The sequence below is a fragment of the Rhodobacteraceae bacterium M385 genome (genome assembly GCA_025141835.1).
In the GTDB taxonomy this organism is placed as follows: Bacteria; Pseudomonadota; Alphaproteobacteria; order Rhodobacterales; family Rhodobacteraceae; genus Gymnodinialimonas.
Map to the genome: position 1 here is coordinate 1,165,697 of CP081102.1, position 20,828 is coordinate 1,186,524.

The window sequence follows — 20,828 nt, forward strand, 5'->3', positions numbered from 1 at the left end:
TGGGCCGACATGCGCCGCGCGTTTGCGTGGCACATCCCCCCGGCGCTCAATATCGCCGAGGTCTGTTGTGAGCGTTGGGCGCGGTCCGACCCGGACCGCATCGCGATCCGCCACATCGGCCCGCCCGATGAGGTATGGACCTACGGCCAGCTCAAGGCCGCCTCCGATGGCTTGGCGGCAACGCTGGCGGCGAAGGGCGTGGGGCGGGGCGACCGGGTGGCGATCTTGATGGCGCAGAACCCCCGGGTTCTGGTGGCGCATCTGGCAGCGTTCAAACTGGGCGCGATCTCGCTGCCGCTGTTTACCTTGTTCGGCGAAGATGCCCTGCGCTACCGCCTGTCCGATAGCGGTGCGAAAGCGGTGATCGTGGAGGCTTCGGTCGAGGATAAGCTTCGCGCCATTACAGGCGCGCCGGTGATCCTGACCACACGGGCGCGCGCGGGCGCAGCCTCGCTAGAGGTGGCAATGGCTGCGCCCCCGTTGCGCGCAATCGCCGCCACCACGGCCGAAGATCCGGCAGTGATGATCTACACCTCCGGCACCACGGGCGATCCCAAAGGCGTGCTGCACGCCCATCGCTTCCTTTATGGCCACTTGCCCGGCATGGAGCTGTCCCAAGGCGACTTCCCCCAGAAAGGCGATATCGGCTGGACCCCGGCCGATTGGGCCTGGATCGGCGGGCTGATGGACATGGCGCTGCCCTGCCTGTTCTACGGCGTGCCGCTGGTCTCTCATCGCTTCGCCAAGTTTGACCCGGATGCAGCCTTCGCCCTGATGGCCCGCGAAAATGTCACCAACAGCTTCCTGCCGCCCACGGCCCTGCGCCTGATGCGCCAAGCAACGCCCCCCCAAGACCTGCGCTTACGGGCCATCGGCTCCGGCGGTGAAGCTCTCGGCCCTGATCTGCTGGACTGGTCCCGTGAAACGCTCCACTGCCCGATCAACGAATTCTACGGCCAGACCGAGGCTAACCTGATTATCGCCGCCTGCGACGGCCCGATGCCGCGCATCCCCGGTGCCATGGGCCTTCCGGTTCCGGGCCACGCGGTGGCCTTGCTCGGCCCCAACGACACGAAAGTCAGCCCCGGCGAAGTCGGAGAGATCTGCGTAAAATCCCCCGATCCGGTGATGATGCTACGCTATTGGAACAAACCGCAGGCCACGACTGAGAAAATACGCAATGGCTGGCTGCGCACCGGCGATCTGGCCACCCAATCGCCTGACGGCCAGTTCACCTTCCACGCCCGCGATGACGATGTCATCACCTCCGCCGGCTACCGCATAGGCCCGGTCGAGATCGAGCAAGCCCTCTGCACCCACCCCGATGTCACCCTCGCCGCCGCCGTCGGCGTCCCGGACCCGATCCGAACCGAGGCGATTGTCGCCCACGTCGTCCTGCGCCCCGGTGCCGATACCACGAATATCGAAACGGCCCTCAAAACCCTCGTGCGCACCAAAGCCTCTGCCCATATGGTGCCCCGCCATATTATTCTCGCCGATAGCCTCCCCATGACGACGACCGGCAAGATCCTGCGCCGCGCCCTCCGCTGACGCGCCTCTCCTTCATCTTTTCAAAAATATCGCGGGGGTAGGCGCGTTTTCCTTGGGAAAACCGCCAAGGGGGCAGCGCCCCCTGATCGACGACGTAGTCGGCGATACTCCTGGCTCTCGAGCCACCCCCTAACTCACCTGCCCGCCGGAAATCTGGATCGCTTGCCCATTCACACTACGCGCCGCGTCCGAGACCAGCCAAAGCGCCGTCGCGGTCACTTCATCACACGCCAACAACCGCTTATGACGGTTCCCCCTTGCCAATAATGCTCTCGCCTCGTCTTCCGTCATGCCTTGGCTGGCGGCGATCTGGACTGCGTTGCGCTCCACGATCGGCGTGTCCACATAGCCGGGACAGATCGCGTTGAAGGTCATGGCAGAGCCCATGTATTCCTCAGACAGGCCGCGCATCAGGCCGATCACCCCGTGCTTAGAGGCCGTGTAGGACACCGCCCCCGACAATCCTCGCAGGCCCGCGATGGAGGATATCGCAATCATCCGCCCCCATGCGTCGCGCTCCAGCGTCGCCATCGCTGCCTGAAAGGTCAAAAATGCCCCATCCAGGTTCGTGGCCATGGTCTTGCGCCAATGATCCAACGTTTCGTGGTGAAACCGGGCGGGCTCTGCGATGCCTGCGTTGGCGACGCAGACGCAGACGGGGCCGCGCCGCTCTGCCGCGCCTTGGAACCCCTCGCGCACCGCGGCCTCATTCGTGACATCCATCGGCAAGGCGTGCAGGTGCGGATGGTCATCAGCTAAACCCTTCAGCCGTGCCTCATCGCGCCCGGTAATCGAGACTTCCATCCCTAGTCCAGCTAACCCCAAGGCGATACTTAACCCGATCCCCGTGCCGCCGCCGGTTACCACCGCATGTTGGCCTGTTAGGTTCATTTCTGCGCTCCCTGCCACGATAACTGCTACGTTATTGGGCAGCCTGACGAAAAGCTGCGGCACTGTATACCTGCTTTTGCGCAACAAAATTGCGTCACTGCGTTGTTCCTTCCGTTGGGGCTTGGTACTGGGATACTGAGCGGCCTTTGGGCCTTGGCGATAATCAACGGGGGGAAGTGCGATGAAAATCGGGGCTCCGAAAGAGGTAGAGGCCGGTGAAGCACGGGTGGCGATGACGCCGGACTCGGCTGTGCAGCTGCAAAAGCTTGGATATGAATGTGTGATCGAGACCGGCGCGGGTGCGCTCGCAGGGTTTTCGGACGCCGCCTATAAGGCGGCCGGGGTCGAGGTTGTCAAAACCGGTGCGGCCCTTTGGAAAGCGGCCGATATCGTCGCCAAGGTCCGCCCGCCCAACACGACCGAAACCAAGCGGCTGCGGGAAGGGCAGCTTCTGATCTCGTTCTTCTATCCGGGCCAGAACGAAAAAGGCATGGAAAGCGCGCGCAAGCAGGGCGCCAATGTCATCGCGATGGATATGGTGCCGCGCATCAGCCGCGCCCAGAAGATGGACGCGCTGTCGTCCATGGCCAATATCGCCGGTTACCGCGCGGTGATCGAGGCGGGCAACAACTTTGGCCGCTTCTTCACGGGGCAGATCACGGCTGCCGGTAAGGTGCCGCCAGCCAAGGTTCTGGTTGTGGGCGCGGGCGTTGCTGGCCTGGCCGCGATCGGCACCTCTACCTCGCTTGGCGCGATCACCTATGCCTTCGACGTGCGCCCGGAAGTGGCCGAACAGGTCGAGAGCATGGGCGCAGAGTTTGTCTTCCTTGATTTCGAGGAAGAGCAGCAGGACGGTGCGGCAACCGGTGGCTATGCCGCCGTCTCCAGCCCCGAGTTTGCGGCCGCTCAGCTTGCCAAATTCCGCGAGATTGCGCCAGAAATCGACATTGTCATCACCACGGCCCTGATCCCCGGACGCGACGCGCCCGAGTTGTGGACCGAGGACATGGTGGCCGCGATGAAGCCCGGCTCTGTGATTGTTGACCTCGCAGCAGAGCGCGGCGGCAACTGCAAGCTGACCGTGAAGGACGAGAAGATCGTCACCGACAACGGCGTCACAATCATTGGCTACACCGACTTTCCGTCGCGTATGGCCGCGCAATCTTCCACGCTTTACGCCACCAACATCCGCCACATGATGGCTGACCTGACCCCTGAAAAGGATGGTGAGGTTAACCACGACATGGAGGATGACGTGATCCGGGGCGCCACGGCTGTCTATGGCGGGGAAATCACCTTCCCGCCGCCGCCGCCCAAGGTGGCCGCAATCGCGGCGCAACCCAAAGCGGCCCCGGTGCCGGAACTGACGGCTGAGGAAAAACGCGCCCAAGAGGTGGCCGCTTTCCAAGAGCAGACCAAGATGCAGGTCGGCCTGATTGCTGTGGGTGCAGCGCTGCTGCTTGGGGTGGGCCTTGTGGCGCCCGCCAGCTTCATGCAGCACTTCATCGTCTTCGTTCTGGCGATTTTCGTAGGCTTCCAAGTAATCTGGGGCGTTGCACATTCGCTGCATACGCCGCTGATGGCGGTCACCAATGCGATTTCGTCGATCATCATTCTGGGGGCGTTGACGCAGGTAGGCTCGGGTAGCTTCTTTGTCGTCATTCTGGCCGCGCTGGCCGTCTTTATGACGGGGATCAACATCTTTGGCGGCTTCCTCGTGACACGGCGCATGCTTGCCATGTTCCAGAAATCTTAAGGGGGCGGGATAATGGAATTCGGTTTCACAACAGCGGCTTATGTGGTCGCGGCAATCCTCTTCATCCTGTCTCTGGGCGGTCTGTCCGGGCAGGAGAGCGCGAAGCGGGCCGTATGGTACGGCATCGCGGGTATGGCTTTGGCTGTGGCGGCAACCCTTGTGGGCCCCGGCGCAGGCTACTGGTTGTTGTCGATCATGATGATCGCGGCGGGCGGGGCCATCGGCTATCAACTGGCCACCAAGGTGCAAATGACGCAAATGCCCGAACTGGTCGCGGCGATGCACTCTCTCGTCGGTCTGGCGGCGGTTCTTGTGGGCTATATCGCCCATATCGAGTTGGGCCGTGTCATGGGAATGGACGCCGAGACGCGCGACGCGCTGACCGGTTTCGCGGGCCTCTTGGCGCATAAATCCGGGGTCGAGATCTCCATCCTGCGAGTAGAGCTGTTCCTTGGCGTCTTCATCGGTGCCGTGACTTTCACCGGTTCTGTCATTGCCTACGGCAAACTGGCGGGCCGTGTGGACAGCGCTGCGACGAAACTGCCGGGCGGCCATATGCTGAACATCGCAGCGGCGGTTGTGTCGTTGCTGACGCTGATCTGGTACTGCAATACGGGCGGCTTCTTCCCACTGTTCCTGATGACCTTGGCGGCGCTGTTCATCGGCTACCACCTGATTATGGGCATCGGTGGCGCGGACATGCCGGTGGTTGTCTCCATGCTCAACAGCTACTCGGGTTGGGCAGCGGCGGCGATCGGCTTCTCGCTTGGCAACGATCTGCTGATTGTTGTGGGCGCGTTGGTCGGTTCCTCCGGGGCGATCCTGTCCTACATCATGTGTAAGGCGATGAACCGCAGCTTCGTGAGCGTCATCCTGGGCGGCTTCGGCGGTCCGGCGGGCGAGCAGATGGCCGTGGAAGGCGAGCAAGTCGCCATCGACGCTGACGGCGTGGCGACGGCCTTGAACGAGGCTGACAGCATCATCATCATCCCCGGCTACGGCATGGCGGTGGCCCAAGCGCAGCAAGCGGTCAGCGAATTGACCAAGAAGCTGCGTGCTGCGGGCAAAGAGGTGCGCTTTGCGATCCACCCCGTTGCGGGCCGTTTGCCCGGCCACATGAACGTGCTGCTGGCCGAGGCCAAGGTGCCTTACGACATCGTCCTGGAGATGGACGAGATCAACGAGGACTTCCCGGATACGGATGTCGCCATCGTCATCGGCTCCAACGACATCGTAAACCCTGCAGCTCAAGATGACCCCAACAGCCCCATCGCCGGTATGCCGGTTCTGGAATGCTGGAAGGCCAAGCAGGTCTTCGTGTCCAAGCGGGGCCAGGGTACGGGCTACTCGGGCATCGAGAACCCGCTGTTCTTCAAAGAGAACACGCGCATGTTCTACGGCGATGCGAAAGCCTCGCTCGATGCGTTGCTGCCGAAGGTCGATTAAGGCCAAGGCGATCAAGTCAGAAAACCCCGCCCAATCCGGCGGGGTTTTTCATTTTGGTGCATTGGGCCTTCCCGTGTAGGCTGGCGGCATTCAAACCGCTGTCATTTTCACGAGGCCCCTTATGTTCCGTTCCTTCCTCACCGTTGCGGCTTTGGCCGTTTCCACCGTCACCGCCACCCTTGCCCCGATGCAGGCGCAAGCCACGGGTCATGGCTGCCAGCAAGTCCATTTCCCGCGGGGGGCCTTCGCCCATACAGTCCACGGCCATGCCAACGCGCACCAATCGCAATGCTACTACTTGCCGGTGAGAGCAGGCCAATTGGCGCGGGTGCGCGTGACCTATGGCTCGGTCTTCTTTTCCACGACCCATACCCACGGCAATTTCACCAACGTCGAGTTCCGGACAGTGAACGGGCAGCTCTACGTCTATGTGCACACCGATTACGCGGGCAGTCAGCCCTATGGTATCGAGTTCGTGTTCGTCTAACGTCTGGCCTCTGAACGTAGGCGCTTTCCCTTGCAGCACTGAAGCGGCAAGGTGGCGCTATGAACACGCCCGCACATCTTATTTTCGGCGCTGCCGCATTCGGTAGGCCCGAACACCGTTGGACCCTTGCCGCCGCTTTGGCAGGGGGGCTGATGCCTGATCTGTCACTTTATCTGATGGTGGGCTGGCACCTGCTGATTGCAGGCACCGAGGCGCGGGTGGTGTTTGGAGAGCTCTATTACTCTGATACTTGGCAGACGGTCTTTGCCGTCGATAATTCTTTCATTCTCTGGGGGATCGTCTGTGCGCTGGCCCTTTGGCAGGGCTGGCGGGTGCTTATCGCCTTCAGCGGTGCAGCGCTGGTGCATATCGCCTTTGATTTCCCGCTGCACGCGGGCGACGGGCGGGCGCATTTCTGGCCGCTTAGCCGGTGGATCTTTGACAGCCCGGTTAGCTATTGGGACAGGCACCACCACGCCAACTGGGTCGGACCGACCGAACTGGCGCTTTGCATCGCGCTGGTTGTGCTTTTGTGGTGGCGGGTGCCGGATTGGCGCTGGCGGGTGGTTTTTGCGCTGCTGTTACTGGCGGAATTGGGATCTAACAACATCTGGCGCTTCGTCTTCTGAAGCGCCTTCGATCCTATTTTGTCAGGATCAGTTTACCCGCACGGGTAATGCGCAGCGTATAGGTTTTATCGTCCAACACGATCAAAGCGGTGCCTTCGGCGCCAACAAGGCGTTGCGCGTCGTAGATCGGCTCGCTCGAGGGGCGAACGGCGGGGGGCGTGTTGTCCGGTTCGGTCATACGGGCTTGAAAGGTCATGGTCGGCTCCTTTGGCGTGCTGTTGTGGTAAATCTGACTAAATGAGTCGGACTTGTCAATCCTGAGTCTTTTACTCGGAACGCTTTCGGTGGCCGGATGAGGCGCACAGGTATCGCTGCGCTGCAACGGTTGGGCAGAGCTGGACGGGGGGCAATTGCGTCCGTTTGGCGGCCATGACATCACAGCAGGCATGAGCAATAGCACGACGACCCCTGACCCAGATGCCAATCCACAACGCCCGCTTCGTATCCGGGCGGAGTCTAAACGCGACCCGAGGACTCAGTTCGCGGGGCTGCCGTTTCGTGTGGTGAAAGGCAAGAAGGGCAAAAAGGTAGAGGTCTTGCTGGTCACGTCGAGGGAAACCAAGCGATGGATCATCCCCAAGGGCTGGCCCATGGATGGCATGACCCCAGCTGAGGCGGCTGCCCAAGAAGTCTGGGAAGAGGCCGGCGCTACAGGCAAGCCCTATGACACATGCTTGGGCCTATATTCTTACCGAAAGTGGATGAGCAAAGACCTGACGCTGCCCGTGATTGTGGCCGTCTTCGCAATTAAGGTGAGCAAGTTGGAGAAGGACTTTCCAGAAGCAGGTGAACGCAGGCGGAAATGGTTTAGCTTGCAGAAGGCCGCCACCAAGGTGGAAGAGAAGGACCTGCGCCAATTGATTGCGACGTTTTCGGTGGATCGTCTGAAGTAGCGATGCGCGAATGGGGCGTGGCCCTTGCAGCGTGCCGGAATTGGCATAAATTCAAGAGAGCATGATTAGATACGCAATGAAATGTGGCGAAGGCCACAGGTTTGAAAGCTGGTTCCAATCGGCAGAGGCTTTTGACGGTCTGGCCGACAGGGGCCTGTTGAGTTGCGCAATCTGCGGCGGCGGCGATGTGAGCAAAGCGATGATGGCGCCGCGTGTGACGGGGGAAGGCGCTCCTGATGGGGAGGGGGCCTCTGGCGCAGAAGTGCGCCCTCTGTCCGCCCCGCCACACCCAGCGGAAGCAGCGCTCCGCGCGCTCCGGGAGCATGTGGAGAAGACCTCCACCGATGTGGGGGGTAATTTCGCGCGCGAGGCCCGGGCCATGTATCTGGGGGACAAGCCCGAAAGGCCCATCTACGGGCAGGCCAAGCCCGAGGAGGCGCGCGCGTTGATCGAAGACGGTGTGCCGATCCTGCCTTTGCCGGGAGTACCGGGCGACAAATCTAACTGAGGCATTCATCGCAGTCTGGGATGTCGTGCTAGGGGCCGCGATCGGTGGCGCGGGCGGAGGTTTGGGGATTCGATATTTGTAAAAAGGTGAAAGGGCCTGCTAGCGCCACGTGCCGTAATCGGGCGTGACGCCTTTGGAGAGCAGTTCACGGGCATCACGCGCATCGCGGTGGTCTTCCATCCGGCGCACGGATTTGGCGACGGCGCAGGCGATTTGAAGGTCAGGAATGCCTTCGGCCTGCATTTTCGCGACCATCTCCTTGCCTTGAGGGGCGAGGGGTTGGGGGAAAAGAATATCATCGAGGGTGTCGAAGTTGGATTGGGATGCGGTTTTCAGCGCCGCCATTTGCGCGGCGTAGGAGGGAGAAGCACGCAGTGCGGTACGGGCCGTGGCGTGCCATTGCGAGGCCTGTTCCATTAGGGCGCTGAGAGCCGGGTCGGAGAGGTATTGGGCGATACGCGATTGCGTGGCCGCAGAGCGGGATAGCAGGTGGGTGTGCAAGACCTCGTTCCGGTCGAAGATCGCGTAGTAGGTTGGATCGTATTTATCGGGCTTGGCGTTGACGTTGCCGCGGGCGGCACGGCGCAGAAACGCCTCGGTGCTTTGTGTGGCGAAATGGGCGATTTCGGCGTGGGCGTAGCCGAGCGTTGCCAAAGAAGACCGCCACATGCCGTCTTTGAACGCCTGCGTCATGGGTTTGGCTGAGCCGTTGACCCAATCCAGCCTTTGCAGAGCTTGCTTGTCGCGGCCTTTGACGGTGGGGCGGTGGATGCCCAATTTCATGTTGTCAAAGGGGCGGAACAGGGTTTTCACGCCCCAGCCCTTGCGAAACAGGTCGGGCGCGCCGCGGGTGTAGGCCTCGGTCACGGGGGAATCTGTCCAAGCGGTCAACCCGTTGCCGCCCATCATCCGCCACGTCAGGGCGAAGCCGTCGGCCTCGGGCGCGGTGGCGAAGAGGTCATCGAGGTGGCCGTTGCCGCGTTTCACGGTCACGTATTCATCCACGTCCAGGGCAATGATCCAGTCGCTTTCCACCACCTCGGGCAATTTCAGCGCGCGGCGTAGGGCAAGGGGTTGCGGCTTGCCGCCGGCGGGCACCTTGTTGCGGTGGTGGATGACCTCACCCATCACGGAGAGGCGGTCGAGGATCGCGTCGGTGCCATCGCTGCAATCGTTGGTGAACACGACGATCCGGTCAAAGCCGATCAGGCGGTGGTGGGCGATCCAATGGAGCAGGAAAGGCGCTTCGTCCTTCATCATCGTGACGATGGTGCGACCGGCCATGGTTTCAGCCCTCCGGGCCGTGCCGCAAAAGGCCACCTTCGGCGGCAAGGGCCTTGGCTTGGGGATCGGTCAGGGCGTGCAGCGTGTCAAACAGAGCGCGGTAGCCTGCTTCCGGGTCGGGGCTATCGGCGATTTCGGCCACACGCTCTTTCACGGGGACCACGAAGCCGTGGGCCCCGGCGCGCCACGCGACCTTTTCACGCCAGCGTTCAAAGGTGGGGGCCGCGTAATGCAGAAGGTACGCGCGCTCGCTGGCGCCCCAAACGGGGCCGGGTGTTCTGTCGCCCTGGGCGTCTTGTGCCCAATGGAGCTTCATGTTCAGCCCCTCTTGCCCGGCGCGGTGAAAGCTCTTGCCTTCGGGGTGATATGTGAGGCCGAAACGCGCCCGCAGGAGGTTGGATTTCTCGCCGTAGACACGGTCGACGGCGGCGCGGTCGATGGGGGTGCGGAAGGCCTCGGACCCGTCGGACAGGCGCACCTGTTCGGCGCTGCGCACGCGCAGGGACATGGCGTCCTCGGGCAGACTGTCCAAGGCTTGCGCGATGGGGCGGTCTTGCATCCACATCAATTCGTCAGCATCAAGAACCAGCAGCCAACCGTCTGATAACTCTCGGTATGCTTGGCCCAAGACGCCGCGCTGGCGGCGTGTGAAACGGGCGTCGGGCTTCAGGCGCAGACTGGACCAAAACGCAGGCGTGCAGGGGCGGGCGTCAATGCGCGGCTCGCCGCGCAGGCGGGGGAGAGACGGATCGTCGGGATCGTCGAGGAACAGGACAATCTTGTCCGCCCCCTGATCCAGATGCCAACGCAAAAACCGATCCAGGATCGGCCAAGGTTCCCGCGCGATTGTGGCGACGGTGAAGCCCATGGGACTAGAGCAACCCGTGGAAACGGGCGGGGATCTGGACGGGAAGGCCCTGTTCGCGGTTGCGCGGATCGCGCGAGGGGCGCGGGCGCTTTGCGGGCTCTGCGGTGTCGGGCTCTATCGGGAATTCCGCAAGGCCGATGGCGCGGGCCTCGGGCCAGTCAATCGGCTCGGCCAGACCGGCATCTGCGATGGCATTCAGACGGTCCGTTTGATGGCCGACGAAGCTGTTGTGTTGCTGGGTGCCGCCGCGTGCATCCATGCGGGCTTGGGCCAAGTCTTGGTCGGCCAAGGCGAGGTGGAACAGGACGAAATGCTCGGACATGCGCACGGGGCGATTCAACAGGCGATGGGCGCCGCCAGCCCAGTTGGACCAGCGGTTGATTACGAATGGTTTAGAATAGCGGTCGGCGATGAAACCCGCTTGGCGCTGCCCAAGGATCGGCAGTGTGGGGTCCACCGGCGTCGTTTCCGAGGCCGCCTGCACCACATCACAGCCAAGCGCAAAGATGTAGCCGTGATCGCCCAATTCAGCGAAGGCATCGGGCCACTCAATGCCCGCATCGGGGTCAATCACCACGTATTCATCCACATCGCCGCGAATAACGTATTCGTAGCGTTTGCGCAGACGATTGGCGCGGCCAGACATGGCTTTGGCCATGAACTGATCGTTCTTGATCCGGCGGCGCGGGGCGTCCAGCAACACCTCCACGGTGATGCCTGTCAGGTCCACATCGGGTTCCCAATCGTCGCCGTCAATCACAACATATAGGTTTTCACGCCCGCCCACGATGGGGCCGTAGTAATCAATCCATTTCTGAAGGAAGTAGCTTTCGTGGCGCACATGGGTCAGGGCGCAGAGGAACTCTTTGGCCATATCTTCTAGCCTTCGATGCTTTGGAAGCTAAGCGTTTCGCCGACCCGTTCAGACAAAGCGGCGACGGCTTTTGAGGTCTGGAGTTTGGTGGGCGCGGTCCACTTGGTGGCGGCGGGCAGGAACCCGTCTTTGGCCAAAGCGGCCCCGATGGCGGGGAACGAAAGCGCTGCGTGGGCCTCGCGTTTTTTAGTGCGGCGTCCCTCGGGGCCGTAGACGCCAGAAACCGCCTCGATCCTAGTGGGGGGGCGGCCCTGCCAGCTGGTGAACTGCGCGACGTAATCTTCGATATTGTTGGTCGGACCGCGGTTGATGATGGCCACTTTGGTATCGGGCGAAACAACCATTGCGGCCAGATGCAACGACGAAGCATCCAGCGACACGATCCGGCGCGCGGCCTTATAGGCGGCGATTTGTTCTGTGATGTCGTGGTTCTGAGGGTGGAAAATGCTGTAACCGGCCTTTTCCATCCGTGTCTCGATCAGGGTTTCCAGCAATACGGAGCCGCGTTTGGAGGGCAGTTGCGAGCGGGAAATATAGAGATCCTGCCCGCCATGCGCCGCCACGTCGGCCCCAAGGGTCGCCTGCATGAAATCTCGGTATTCGGGGCGGCCCTTGATCATGTTGCCGATGCCGAAGCCGGGTTCGGGGATGGCCAATTGGTCAATGATAACGGGCTGTTGCGGGACGCGGAAGGTGATCTCGGGTTCCTTCAGTCCCATGGCGGCAAAGAAGGGGAGCTGATGGCGGTAATGGCGCCGCTCGTGGGTCAGGTTCTGTTTTGGCAGAAACACGATGCCCGCAATGGGCCCCAAGGCGTCCAGCGCCCACAGCCTAGAGGTCGTTTCGCACAGGAAGTGGCCGAAGTGGCCGTAGAACAGCCCGCCATAGAGCCACCGGCCCACCAGACGTTCGGGCGCTTGTTCCGGTGTCGGCAGGGCGGGTTCCAAGGTGATCGGGCCGGTGTCATAGCGCCAGCAATGGCCTTCCGGCAGGAAGGTACCCTGCGCGTCAAACAGGCCCGCCGCGCGGCGCGCGCCACGATCGCCGCCCTCGACCCAAGGGACCAGCGTCACATCATCGTGCCAAGACGGGGTCCAATTGATCGGGCGGTCTGGATCGAAATCCAGCGCTGGCGCGGGCGTCGGAACGGGTTGCATATCGTTCACTCCAGCGCATCCTCAGGGGTGATGCCGATTTCCTGACACATGCGCCAAGCGTAGGAGTTTTCCAGCGGCGCGTTCTTGCGCCACCATGGTTTTGTGCCGTTGGTATAGAGGTGGACCGAAACGGTGTTTTCCGTGAACCAGCCTTCTACCCGTCCATGAGGATCATAGAAGATATCGTTCAGCTGGAACGGCACGGGGTAGAGCACGTCCGAGGTCATGGCCTTGTCGATATCGCCGGTTTCCCGCGCGAAATGGGTGAAAGCCTGCGGGCCAAAGGCGGTACGCTCGGTTTTATAGATGCGCACGGCCAGCGGCAGGTTTTGGTCCTGGCGATCCATCCGCTTGCGCTGGCGCGGGTTCCACCAGGGCGGATAGTCCGGCAGGTTGTCGTAGTAATCAAGGAGTTGGTCCATCAACTCGCCCTGCTGCGGGATGCCCACAACGCCACAGTTCAGAGCGCCGCGCATGCCATGGCCGGCGTAGATGTGTTCCCATTCATCGGGGAAAGGCTGGTGACAGAATGCATCGCAATCAATCCAGACAGCACCTGTCTGTTGGATCATCTTGTAGCGGAAGACGTTGGACAGGAACGAGGCCGAGGTCGCCTCGACGATATCCATGGGGATGTCCATGATATCGGTGGCGGGTTTCACAACGACGCCTTCGGGGGCGTTGGTGACCTTGTCGGTGCAGTAAAGCGTGACCGGATGGCCGTGCTTGAGGTGCGATTTCAGGCAAAGCTGGTTGAGGTATTGAAGGCTCTCGCCGATCCAAAGGGAGGCGACAGGGCGTCGGTTGAGGTCCATTTTCTGGGCCTTTCATGCTGCTCATGTGGTGGCGGATTGTTCCGCGCTTGGCTTTGAGTCTTTGTCGGATATTTGCGCGCAGATGGCAAAGGGTTTTGGGCATTAGGGTTAGGGCATGTTGCACAATTGCGGTTGGGTTTGAGGGGTTTCGCCCTTGGGCTTGTGCCCATGGGCGACCACTGGGGAGGGGCCTTGCCCCTCCCCAGACCCCACCCCAGGATATTTTCAGAACGAGGAAGCAGGGGGGCGGGGCTAGGGGCGCAGTTGGCGCGTCAGATCGGCGGTCGCGGGGGAGCCGTGGATGTCGAGGATGGAAAGGCCGCAGCGCAGGCGGTGGCCTGTGGCGGTTTGGGTGATGTGGGGCGGTTTGGGCCAGGCGGAGAGGTCGTAGGTTTGATCCGCGTGCCAATGGACAATAATCGTGACGCCGCCGTAGGCGGGTTTGAAGATTTTGGCCCCATCATCGGGGGTGATATGGGTGCGGCCTTGGCCGGTGGCGATTTCATGGTCGCCGGGGCCGATGTGAAGGGTGTTCTGGCCGGGGCCCGCGTCGATGGTGGAGGCGCCTTCGCCGTCATAGATCACATCGTTGCCGTGGCCGCCGTAGATATGGTTGCGGCCTGCGTTGCCATGGATCTCATCATCGCCGGTGCCGCCATCGAGCGTGTCGCGCCCCGGTCCGCCGTAGAGGGTATCGTTGCCCTCTTCCCCGTAGAAGCCATGACGGCGGTTGCCCTGTTTGGCCTTCGCGATCATCGTGTCGTTGCCTTTACCGCCATAAAAAGTGGCGGAGCCGTGTTTGGGGCCGATCATGATGTCATCGCCGGTGGAGCCGGTCACATCGACCTCTACCCTCTCGGAGGTTTCAAACTCGATCGGGCTGTCGGGGTGGGCGACGATGCGGATGCGTTTGCCCTCGGGCTGGGGGCCTTTGCCTGCGCCTTCTTCCTTGCGGGACACCACCGTGGCGATGCGGATTTTTTCAATGTTTGCGGGGCAGTGGAGGATGTAATCGTCAGGGCCAGCCATGTACCACAGGGTATCGGTGCCGCCGTCTTTTTCCTCGACAATCTTCTCGGCATCCTTGCCGTAGGCCCAGTAATCATTATCAGCACGCCCCCCTGCCAGCACGACAGAGCCATCCACGGCCATCATTGCGTTCACGCCTTCTGCCGGGTTCTCGAACCCGCGCAGGTCGAGGCCGAGGTCCAGCGCACCACGGGTCAACTCATCGCGGAGCGCTTCCAAGGGCGCGCTATCGGCGAGGTTCTGAGTCTCGCCGGGGTCAGCGACTAGATCGTAGACGTGTTCCTCGCCATTGGGGTAGCGGAAGTAGCGGTATTGGCTGAGCCCCTGCACCGAGGGGCGCACGGAAAGGGTGCCGAAGACGCAAGTGATGGGGGATTTTGTCTCATCGAACGTCCCGAAGCTGTCATCCAGCAGGGGCAGCAAGGATTGGCCCGAGGTCCAGTCGGGGCGCGGTGGTAGGCCAGCGAGTTCCATGATCGTTTTGGGGATATTGTGAAGGGACACGGGGAGGTCTTCGACCCGCGGTTCCAGCTTGGCGTTCCAGATGCCAAGGGGGATGTGGGCGGCGCTATCCCATTGGCTCATTTTGTGGAAGCTGTCGTGATTGCCGAGGTTGAAACCGTTGTCGGACAGGAAAATCACGGTTGTATTGTCGGCCATTGGGGAAGCACGGAGCGCATCCATGAAACGCCCAATCTCGTGGTCCACATGGGAGATACAGGCGAAATAGGCACGTACGACCTGACGCCAAGCGTCATCGCCCGCCTTCTCGGGGGTCCAGACGCCGTTGGCGATATAGGCGGCCTCGTAAACGGCGAAACCGGGTTGCGGGCCGAAGTAATCCTCGGGCGCGGCGATGGAAGGCCAGACGATATCGGCGGGGTCATATTGGGCGTAGAACCTGTCGGGGGCGACAAGGTTATAGTGGGGGTGCTTGAAACCCAGTTGGATCAAATGGCGGCGCGACGGGTCGGCTCGGTCCAGAAAGTCGATGGCGTTTTGTGCGACCCGATTGTCAAAGAACGTGTGGTCGTATTCGCCTTGGTCATTGGGGTGGTTGACCCCTTTGATGCCGGGGCCGCGGTCCAGATAGGCGTGGACGTTGCGGCGCTTGCCGCCGTCTTCGGCCAGCACGTCCTCATGGAACAAGATGCGCCGGTACTCTTCGGGCATCGGCTTGTAATTGCTGTCAACTTTGCCGGTGGTGAAATTGTAGAACCCGTTGCGGCGCAGGTCATAGGCCCATGCTTTTTCCGGCGGATAAACATCGCGCCAGAAGCGGTTGAGGTCCACGAGGCCGCTGCGAAACGGCGAGATACCGGTGGCCAGTTCCGCCCGGCATGGCGCGCAGAGGGGGACAGTTGCGTAGGCGTTAGAAAAGCGCACGCCCTCGGCCATCAGTCGGTCAAGGTTTGGTGTCTGGATCTCGAGCCCAAAGGTCGTGCGCCAGGTGAACACGTCGATCATATCATCGACCCAGATCACGCAGATATTGCCGTCTTTGATGCTGTCCGGGTTGAAGGTCATGCGGCGGCCCATAGGTGGTGGCGCTTGAGAGCGGCCAATGCGCGGGTGTCGGCGGGGGCGGATGAATGCAGCAAGGCCCGCCCCGGAAACAGCCACAGATCAAGGATCAAGGCTCCACCCAGTGTTTTCAACAGTTTAGGGCGTTGGTTTCGGCATCCAATAAACAGACTGGCCGTCCCTTGGAGGATGCCGTCGCTGGCCTTCGCGTCCACCCGGTTCGGCCCCATTGCCAGCGCCAATTGGTCGCCAAAGAGCGACACGATAGCCATGCGCGGCGCGTCCTTGTCAGGGCAGGGCAGATCGACCGAGGCTCGCCCTTGATCGTCTTTCGCGGTCAGCACGCCGCCGGTCTCCGACAGGAACAGGTAATTGCCCGCCCGCGTTGCGTTAAGCGCAAACAGGGTCCGCGCGTCGGTTCCCGGTGGAGTGTAGAAGCGCACGGCGAGGCTGGCGGTGGCCGCATCGGGGGCGGCGTCTTCGGCCACCATGCCGCAATGAATGCCAGAACGGCATTGCAGGCCCATGAGAGTATCGACCTCTCCGATCTGGCCGTTGTCCTCGTTGGGGTCGGTTGGCTCGGCGGGCGGGCCGCCAATGAGGGTGCGCCAAAGGGATACCGCGCCCGTGGCAGGGTTCTGCTCCATCTGCGCGGTCGCGCCGTGCCACCAGTGGCTTCCTTTGAGGGCCGATTTCACCGCGCCGGGTTCTGCGGAACAGAGCGCGCCGGGGGGCAGGTTGTGGTCCAGCTCAAGCATGGCGGCCCCCGGTGATAGGGAGCTGCGCGGGCAGGGCCCACCGATGCAAGATAACGCCCGTGACGCTATCGAGGTGCCAATCGTCGCGCACCGCGCCGGGGCCGTTGGCGGCGTGGATGAGGCGCAAGTCAGGGCCTTCGGGGGCCTTGGAAAGAGAGATCAGCAAGGTTTGCGGATCATCCTCGGCCACGGAGATGCCGGTGATCTTGGCCCCGTTGGTGCAGCCCGCAAGGCTGAAGCCGGCGCACTCTCCGGCGTTAAAGGGATCGGCCTTGTCCACCACCAACGGCCCGTTGGTACGGGCTGGGACGCGCAAAACCGTGCCCTCCAGTTCGGCCAAATGCAGAGTGGGGCACTTCCACGTGGCGGCCTCGGCGATGGCAGAGGCGGTCATCTCGGCTTGCTGCGTGCGGGCAGTGTCGGTGAGACGGTCGTAGTCGTCCAAGGCGAACATATAGGCGGGGGCCGAGTGGATCAGGCGGTGGTCACCGTGGGACCAGCTGAGTTCCCACTGTCCGTCCAGCGCTGGGCCGGGGGCGATATCTGGCAGACCGGATTCGAACTTTGCCACGAAGAGCGGCTTGTCAAAGCCAAGCGCCCAAAGCCCCGCGCTGATGGCTTCCATTGTGGCGAGCATCCCGTCGCGGTAGGCGGCGGCAGTCTCGGAGTGGTCTTCGAGTGCGAAGTCGAGGGTGACGGCCAAGACCTTTGCCTTCTTCCCCATCAGGGCTGCGGCGTCTTTCAGGTTCTTGGCGGCGATCAACAGGTTCTCTACCGCGCGGCCTTTGGCCAATTTGGCCGAGGTGGTGGCGGCGTCGGTCTCGACCCTTGTGACGAACAGGGGCAGGGGACCGTAATCAGCCATGCGCCAGTCAAGAATGGCCTGCGCTGTCAGTGCCTCCAGGGTCATTTCGCGCAGATGTTCCAAGCGATCCAGCGGCTTTGCCGTCTCGATCCCCGCGTGTCCCACGGCGCCGATATCATCGGCAGGGGCAACGATATGCTGAGGATAGCGGGCGGGTTCGCGGCTTGCCAACGCGGCCCTTGCGCCGCCGACGCCGAGGATTCCCAGAAGCGGCCCGTTGGTTTCCGCGATGATATCGCCGCCGTCCACATGCTTGCGGAAACCGCGCACACCTTGGTCACCGGACAGTCTTGCGGTGAAGGTGAGCCAATCGCCATCCCGGCGGCCATCCCAAGCGTCAATGCCGTCGGGAAGCTCGGCGGTCTCGATCGCGTTCGCCACCGTCTGCGAGGGTCCGCGATCGGGCAGGCGTAGCGCCAAATCCTCGACCACACGGTCGGCCAACCGCAGCACCAGCCCCGAGGGGTCGTAGCGAATGACGTCGCCATTTTTAGCCCGCAACACCACGCCGTGGCTGGCGGTCAGACCCTCATCTTCATCGGAAGTATTCGTCACTGCATGCCCCTTTTGCGGCAGAGTAGGCCAGCGTAGCCCCCCTCGCCAAGGCCAATTAGCCTATAGCGTGCCATTGAATTGCAAAGAGCCTGACGGCGCCCGTTCGACGTCTTCCACAAAGCCCTTTTCCGCCAGAACCGGCGTATATTCCGCGCGGTACTTCTCGGCCTGATCGTCCGAGACGACGGGGATAATCACCCGCTTCAATTGGCTCAGGTCTTGGGTCGCCAAGCGTGCTGCGGGCAGGTCCGCGGCGCGGCCAATGCGCAGGGCATCGGGGTTGAAATCTTTCAGGTAGGCGGCCAACCCGCTGGCTTGATCCGGCCCGTCGCTGTCGAAAACCAAGGGCCCATCGGTATATTTCAGGCGGTCGCTGGCGATCTCGGCCCGCTCGGCCAGCGTCCGCCCGTAGTTCACCAGCGGGGTGCGGCTGTCTTGCGCCATGTAGATCAGACCCTCGCTCATCTTCACGGTGCGCATCCCAATAAACCCAATACCCGCACCGATTTCCAACACGCGGGGGCAATGGGCCAAGTAGCCTGCGATATTGCGGGCGTGGCGGCGTTCAAACCGGCCTAGAATTATCACGTCGAGGCTTTCTGGCGAAAACAGGCGGGGGTCGGCGGGAAGGTCAATATCGTGGTTCGCCACCCATTCGAGTCCGATTTCCCCGCTCAGGTCGATGTCGCCTTGCACGTAGGGATCGCCGTCCGAAGCCGCCCATCCGGCGACATTGTCGTTGCGGCGTTCTTCAATCGGTTTGGCGGCGGCATCCTTTTCCACCCGGCTCATCAGCGCGGCGATCTTGGCGGGGTCGCGGGCTTGGGGGGGCTTGGCCTCGATCTTGGTGATGGGCACCTTTCCGGCCTCGATCAACCCTTCGCGAAGCTCTACGTAGGCGTCGGTCTGGCGGTATTCGTCAAGGCGGGCTTCCACCCGATCCAGCGCGGCGAAATGCAGGTCGTGCAGGACCGGATCTTTCAACAGCTCTTCCATGATCTCGGCGCGTTTTTCAGCGTGCAACATGGCGGTTTTGTCTTCCACCTCGTTGCGATCCTGCAAAGACCAGTAGTCGTTGTTATACTTATCTTTTTTGTTGTTCACATTGCCGCGGAACTTGCGCACGGCGTAGCTGTCCACGGACTTTACCGCATAGTGGTTCATCTGGCACCAGTCATAGCCAACGGTGCGCCGGATGGAGCGCCAGCCACGAAACTTGAAGTAGTCCTCCATCGGGCGGCCCGAGCCGTTGAGCCACTTTACAGTGTCGGGGAAATCCGTCTCGAGCCACTTGTTCTTGATCGACGGGCGATGAATGCCGAGTTTCCAATACCGGTGGTCAAATTTAAACAGAGTCTTCACGCCCCAGCCCTTGTTCCAGAGCGGCGGCGCGGCGCGGATATATTGCTCGGTCACGGGCGCACGGGACCATTCCACCACGCCGCCAGAGCCGTAGATCCGCCATGTGATCACAATGCCATTGGCGTCTTGGGCTACGGCGTCGTCGATCATCCCCTCAACGCTGCCCGAGGGGTGGCGGATGCAAAGGAATTCATCGGCGTCAAAGTTCAAAACCCAGTCAGCCTGGCGCACGATTGGCTCCATCTGGGCGTGCTTCAGGGCCGAGGGTTGTGGCTTGATCCCTTCTGGGATCACGTTTTCACGGTGGTGGCCAAGACCCAATTCCTCCAGCCTTTTCAGCATAGTATCGGTGCCGTCGCTGCAATCATTGGTGTAGACGAGGATATTCGTGAAGCCCACAGCCAGATGATGCGCGAACCATTCCAGAAGGAACGGCGCTTCGTCTTTCATCATCGATACGGCCAGAACTTCGCCATGTTTTGAGGTGTTCTTGAGGTGCTGCACGTCGCCCAATATCCCCGGTTTGCCGGTGTGATTTGAGGCACCGTACCACGCCCCGGGCCGTAATAGAACAGCCCGAAACGCGGCGAGACTGGTTAGATTGGCACCGTGATGGCGGTGCCATTGGCTTTGGCGACCTCCACAATGGCAGCGGACACCGCAAGGTCTTGCAGACCCACCCCCGTGCCGTCGAACAGAGTGATTTCCGCGTCCGAGGCGCGTCCCTTGTGGGTGCCGTTGATCACCGCGCCAAGTTGCGTCACGTGGTCTTCGGCCAGTGTTCCTTCGGCAATCGCGTGCTGCGCTTCGCCGATGGTAATGCTTTGCGCGACCTCATCACAAAATACAGAGGCACGCGCCAGCAAGGCGGCTTCCATCTCTTGCTTGCCTTTCGTGTCGGTGCCCATACAGGCGATGTGGGTCCCGGGGCTGACGTGTTCGGCCAAAAGGCTAGGCGCGAAGCTGGAGGTGATGGTGATAATCACATCGGCTTCTGTCATGCCCGGAAGGTCGACGGCCTCAAACGGCAGGCCCGCTTCTTGCGCGACAGCGGCCAGCGATTGCAGCCGCTCGGGCGAGCGGTTCCAGCCGATGACCTTGTCAAAGGCGTGGGTTTCAAGCGCCGCACGCAGTTGGAACGCGGCCTGATGGCCTGCGCCGACCATGCCAAGAACCTTGGCGTCTTTCCGTGCCAGATGCTTGATCGACACCGCAGAGGCCGCTGCGGTGCGCAGCGCCGTCAGATAATTGCCGCCCACCATCGCCGTGACGCGGCCTGTATCGGGATCAAACAGGAAAACCGTTGACTGATGGTTAATGATCCCGCGCTTTTCCAGGTTGTTGGGCCAATAGCCCCCCGCTTTCAGGCCAAGCACCTCACTCGTCCGGTCAAACCCGCCCTTGAAGCCATACAGGGCGTCCTCATGGCCAATTGCCTCGCGCACGACGGGGAAGTTGTAGGCATCGCCCGCCGCCATCGCCGCGAAAACACTCTCGACGGCGGTGAAAGAGGCGTCGCGTGTCAGAAGGTCCGGGATCAGACCCTCTGGCACGATTGTCAGTTGGTGTTGCGACA

19 protein-coding genes are annotated in these 20,828 nt (G+C 61.9%); 7 read left to right on the top strand and 12 right to left on the bottom strand.

Annotated features, from left to right (window positions below; all coding sequences use genetic code 11):
• The first annotated feature begins 9 nt into the window (after nt 1-9).
• Nucleotides 10-1,551: an AMP-binding protein gene (locus K3728_05710; GenBank protein UWQ97461.1), complete on the top strand. Its 1,542-nt coding sequence runs from the start codon at nt 10-12 to the stop codon at nt 1,549-1,551.
• A gap of 129 nt (nt 1,552-1,680) precedes the next feature.
• Here the strand turns inward: K3728_05710 and K3728_05715 are convergent, their stop codons facing one another.
• Nucleotides 1,681-2,442 carry an SDR family oxidoreductase gene (locus K3728_05715; GenBank protein UWQ96727.1) on the bottom strand — a complete coding sequence of 254 codons (762 nt, stop codon included), beginning with the start codon at nt 2,440-2,442 and terminating at the stop codon, nt 1,681-1,683.
• Nucleotides 2,443-2,623: 181 nt separating this feature from the next.
• Here K3728_05715 and K3728_05720 point away from each other — a divergent pair, with 181 nt between their 5' ends.
• From K3728_05720 to K3728_05735, 4 genes are all read left to right on the top strand, one after another.
• Complete coding sequence (locus K3728_05720; GenBank protein UWQ96728.1) at nt 2,624-4,198, top strand: Re/Si-specific NAD(P)(+) transhydrogenase subunit alpha; 1,575 nt, start codon at nt 2,624-2,626, stop codon at nt 4,196-4,198.
• A 12-nt stretch (nt 4,199-4,210) separates the two neighbouring features.
• On the top strand, nt 4,211-5,644 hold the full coding sequence (locus tag K3728_05725; protein UWQ96729.1) for an NAD(P)(+) transhydrogenase (Re/Si-specific) subunit beta: 1,434 nt from the start codon (nt 4,211-4,213) through the stop codon (nt 5,642-5,644).
• A gap of 121 nt (nt 5,645-5,765) precedes the next feature.
• Nucleotides 5,766-6,131 carry a hypothetical protein gene (locus tag K3728_05730; protein ID UWQ96730.1) on the top strand — a complete coding sequence of 122 codons (366 nt, stop codon included), beginning with the start codon at nt 5,766-5,768 and terminating at the stop codon, nt 6,129-6,131.
• Nucleotides 6,132-6,190: 59 nt separating this feature from the next.
• Nucleotides 6,191-6,760 carry a cobalamin biosynthesis protein CobQ gene (locus K3728_05735; GenBank protein UWQ96731.1) on the top strand — a complete coding sequence of 190 codons (570 nt, stop codon included), beginning with the start codon at nt 6,191-6,193 and terminating at the stop codon, nt 6,758-6,760.
• Between the two features lie 13 nt (nt 6,761-6,773).
• Here K3728_05735 and K3728_05740 read toward each other — a convergent pair whose 3' ends face one another.
• The gene (locus K3728_05740; protein ID UWQ97462.1) at nt 6,774-6,938 is read right to left on the bottom strand and encodes a hemin uptake protein HemP; all 165 of its coding nucleotides are present in this window, start codon (nt 6,936-6,938) and stop codon (nt 6,774-6,776) included.
• Nucleotides 6,939-7,146: 208 nt separating this feature from the next.
• Here K3728_05740 and K3728_05745 point away from each other — a divergent pair, with 208 nt between their 5' ends.
• A complete protein-coding gene (locus K3728_05745) occupies nt 7,147-7,653 on the top strand; it encodes an NUDIX hydrolase (GenBank protein ID UWQ96732.1) in 507 nt (168 codons plus the stop codon).
• A 61-nt stretch (nt 7,654-7,714) separates the two neighbouring features.
• Entirely contained in the window at nt 7,715-8,161 is a 447-nt protein-coding gene (locus K3728_05750; GenBank protein UWQ96733.1) for a DUF1178 family protein, read from the top strand.
• Between the two features lie 99 nt (nt 8,162-8,260).
• Here the strand turns inward: K3728_05750 and K3728_05755 are convergent, their stop codons facing one another.
• The 10 genes from K3728_05755 to K3728_05800 form a co-directional block, all read right to left on the bottom strand.
• The gene (locus K3728_05755) at nt 8,261-9,445 is read right to left on the bottom strand and encodes a glycosyltransferase family 2 protein (protein UWQ96734.1); all 1,185 of its coding nucleotides are present in this window, start codon (nt 9,443-9,445) and stop codon (nt 8,261-8,263) included.
• A gap of 4 nt (nt 9,446-9,449) precedes the next feature.
• Nucleotides 9,450-10,313 carry a glycosyltransferase family 2 protein gene (locus K3728_05760; protein UWQ96735.1) on the bottom strand — a complete coding sequence of 288 codons (864 nt, stop codon included), beginning with the start codon at nt 10,311-10,313 and terminating at the stop codon, nt 9,450-9,452.
• Nucleotides 10,314-10,317: 4 nt separating this feature from the next.
• Nucleotides 10,318-11,187 carry a hypothetical protein gene (locus K3728_05765; GenBank protein ID UWQ96736.1) on the bottom strand — a complete coding sequence of 290 codons (870 nt, stop codon included), beginning with the start codon at nt 11,185-11,187 and terminating at the stop codon, nt 10,318-10,320.
• A gap of 5 nt (nt 11,188-11,192) precedes the next feature.
• A complete protein-coding gene (locus K3728_05770) occupies nt 11,193-12,353 on the bottom strand; it encodes a glycosyltransferase family 61 protein (protein UWQ96737.1) in 1,161 nt (386 codons plus the stop codon).
• Complete coding sequence (locus K3728_05775) at nt 12,350-13,159, bottom strand: hypothetical protein (GenBank protein ID UWQ96738.1); 810 nt, start codon at nt 13,157-13,159, stop codon at nt 12,350-12,352. The genes K3728_05770 and K3728_05775 overlap by 4 nt, the downstream gene beginning before the upstream one ends.
• A 252-nt stretch (nt 13,160-13,411) precedes the next feature.
• The gene (locus K3728_05780) at nt 13,412-15,715 is read right to left on the bottom strand and encodes a sulfatase-like hydrolase/transferase (protein UWQ96739.1); all 2,304 of its coding nucleotides are present in this window, start codon (nt 15,713-15,715) and stop codon (nt 13,412-13,414) included.
• Nucleotides 15,712-16,470 carry a hypothetical protein gene (locus tag K3728_05785; protein UWQ96740.1) on the bottom strand — a complete coding sequence of 253 codons (759 nt, stop codon included), beginning with the start codon at nt 16,468-16,470 and terminating at the stop codon, nt 15,712-15,714. Before K3728_05785 ends, K3728_05780 begins: the two co-directional genes overlap by 4 nt.
• On the bottom strand, nt 16,463-17,890 hold the full coding sequence (locus tag K3728_05790) for a hypothetical protein (GenBank protein UWQ96741.1): 1,428 nt from the start codon (nt 17,888-17,890) through the stop codon (nt 16,463-16,465). Before K3728_05790 ends, K3728_05785 begins: the two co-directional genes overlap by 8 nt.
• Nucleotides 17,891-17,950: 60 nt before the next feature.
• Nucleotides 17,951-19,705 carry a glycosyltransferase family 2 protein gene (locus K3728_05795; protein UWQ97463.1) on the bottom strand — a complete coding sequence of 585 codons (1,755 nt, stop codon included), beginning with the start codon at nt 19,703-19,705 and terminating at the stop codon, nt 17,951-17,953.
• 143 nt (nt 19,706-19,848) lie between these two features.
• Nucleotides 19,849-20,814 carry an ornithine cyclodeaminase family protein gene (locus K3728_05800; GenBank protein UWQ97464.1) on the bottom strand — a complete coding sequence of 322 codons (966 nt, stop codon included), beginning with the start codon at nt 20,812-20,814 and terminating at the stop codon, nt 19,849-19,851.
• Nucleotides 20,815-20,828 lie beyond the last annotated feature (14 nt).